Genomic DNA, 2,571 nt, shown 5'->3' with positions numbered 1-2,571 from the left:
AGCGGATATCGGCTGGGGCAGCCAGATACGTTCCTATGTACTGGATGATGGCCGCATAAAGGACCTGCGTACCAAGGTCGAAACCAGCAATATCCAGAATGTGCTGGACGGTGATATCGACAGGTTCATCGAAGCCAGCCTGAAGATGGCGCTGTAAACCTGAATCAACCTAAGGAGCCTCTGAATAACTCCTGGATCGCCTCTGGCTTGCAGAGCGATTCACAATCAAGGCGCGGCTTTGCAGCAATGTCTGGACCTTGCAAAAAGCCGCAACGCAGAGTGTGGATTGCTCTGCAAGCCCCGAAGGGCGCACTCTGAAGGCTGCATCTGCGGCGTTGCAACTCTTGCCAAGGGCTACGGCCATTGGCGGCGAGCCGCGCCTGGCATCTACAGCCTTCAGATCGCGCAGAGGCGATCCAGGAGTTGTTCAGAGGCTCCCTAACAACCCGATTTAAGTGAGCCAACATGACCGAGCACACACAGAATGCACCGCAAGACGACAACAAGCTGATTGCCGAACGCAGGGCCAAGCTGTCGGATATGCGCGAGCAGGGCGGCGCCTTCCCCAATACGTTTCGTCGAGATGCCTCTGCTGCCTGGTTGCAGGCGGAATACGGCGACAAAACCAAGGAAGAGCTTGCCGAGATGGGCATTCAGGTAGCCGTTGCCGGGCGCATGATGCTTGACCGCAAAGCGTTCAAAGTGGTTCAGGACATGACCGGGCGCATCCAGATATACGCCACCAAGGATGTGCAGAAGGATACCAAACACTGGGATCTCGGTGACATCGTCGGTGTACGCGGTACCCTGTGCAAGTCTGGCAAGGGCGACCTGTACGTGACCATGGACGAGTACACGCTGCTGACCAAATCCCTCCGCCCGCTGCCCGAGAAACACAAGGGCCTGACGGATACCGAAGCCCGGTATCGTCACCGCTACGTGGATCTTATGGTGAACGAGGACAGCCGCCGGGTGTTCTTCGCACGCTCAAAAATCATCAACACCATGCGCCAGTACTTTACCGACCGTGACTTCATGGAAGTGGAAACCCCCATGCTGCAGGTGATCCCCGGTGGCGCCACGGCACGGCCGTTTGTGACTCACCACAACGCGCTGGGCATGGATATGTACCTGCGGATTGCGCCGGAGCTCTACCTCAAGCGCCTGGTGGTCGGTGGCTTTGAGCGGGTGTTCGAAATAAACCGGAATTTCCGCAACGAGGGGTTATCCACCCGGCATAACCCTGAATTCACCATGGTGGAGTTCTACCAGGCCTATGCCGATTACAATGACCTGATGGACCTGACCGAAGACATGCTGCGGACCATCGCCCGGAAAGTCCTTGGCACAACCACCGTAGTCAACACCCGCACTCTGTCCAGTGGTGAGGAAGAATCGGTCGAGTACGATTTCGGCAAGCCCTTCGAGCGCCTGACCGTTGTCGATGCCATTCTCCGTCATAACCCGGATATCCGCGCAGAACAGCTGGCGGACGACACCAGCGCCCGCCAGGTGGCCAAGCACCTTGGCATCCAGCTTAAAGACAGCTGGGGGCTGGGCAAGGTCCAGGTCGAAATCTTCGAGGCAACCGCCGAGCATCGTCTGTTGCAGCCGACCTTCATCACCGATTACCCGAAAGAAGTGTCACCGTTGGCGCGCTGCAAGGACAACGACAGTTTTGTGACCGAGCGCTTCGAATTTTTCGTCGGTGGCCGCGAAATCGCCAACGGCTTCTCCGAGCTTAACGACGCTGAAGATCAGGCCGAACGTTTCCGTGAACAGGTTGCCGAGAAAGATGCCGGCGACGATGAAGCCATGTTCTACGATGAAGACTACGTCATGGCGCTGGAATACGGCCTGCCGCCCACCGCCGGCGAAGGCATCGGCATCGACCGGCTGGCCATGCTGCTGACCAACAGCCCGTCGATCCGCGACGTCATCCTGTTTCCCGCCATGCGCCCGGAACACAAAACGGATCAGGGTAAAGGCAAAGAGGGCGGGTAACCGTGGAGCCAGTGGAGGAACTGGCCAGCCATCTGCGCCCCGGTCGGGGCTGGCTGGAACAACTGGGGGGCGAATTCGATAAGCCCTATCTGCGGGCGCTGGCGGAATTCCTGGCAGCCGAGGAGGCCGCCGGCAAAACCCTGTTTCCGGCCCGGCGCCACATCTTTAACGCCCTCAACAGCACCCCGCTTGACAGGGTGTCAGTCGTCATCCTGGGCCAGGACCCATATCACGGACCCGGCCAGGCCCATGGCCTGTCGTTCTCTGTCAGGCCCTACGTCCCGAAACCGCCCTCACTGCTGAACATCCTCAGGGAAATCGAGGACGACCTGGGGATCCAGCCCCCGGATCACGGCTGCCTGCAGACCTGGGCAGAACAGGGCGTCCTGCTGTTGAATACCGTGCTGACGGTCGTTCAGGGACAACCGGGTGCCCATCAGGGGCAGGGCTGGGAAACGTTCACCGATAAGGTCATTGAGCTGGCCAACCGGGAGCGCGACGGCGTGGTGTTCATGCTCTGGGGCAGCCACGCCCGCAAGAAGGGCATAAACATCGACCGCAGCAAAC

At 59.2% G+C, this 2,571-nt stretch carries 2 protein-coding genes and 1 pseudogene; all 3 read left to right on the top strand.

The genetic code is table 11. The features are described 5' to 3' along the window. Positions 1-157 (top strand): annotated as a pseudogene (gene prfB / locus VJ956_RS15905) (peptide chain release factor 2); the annotation flags it as partial. Positions 158-465: 308 nt separating this feature from the next. After that, a complete protein-coding gene (gene lysS, locus VJ956_RS15900; protein ID WP_324086021.1) occupies positions 466-2,004 on the top strand; it encodes a lysine--tRNA ligase in 1,539 nt (512 codons plus the stop codon). Between the two features lie 2 nt (positions 2,005-2,006). Further along, the coding region (gene ung, locus VJ956_RS15895) for a uracil-DNA glycosylase (protein ID WP_324086020.1) at positions 2,007-2,571 on the top strand (565 nt) is incomplete at its 3' end.

This window comes from Marinobacter sp. (genome assembly GCF_035268745.1).
Taxonomy (GTDB): Bacteria; Pseudomonadota; Gammaproteobacteria; order Pseudomonadales; family Oleiphilaceae; genus Marinobacter.
Note: the sequence above shows the minus strand (reverse complement) of the source record. Positions and strands in the feature narration are given on the sequence as shown.

Bases quoted from the DNA above. Each gene is read 5' to 3' on its own strand.
- lysS (WP_324086021.1), top strand. From the start codon at position 466: ATGACCGAGCACACACAGAATGCACCGCAAGACGACAACAAGCTGATT.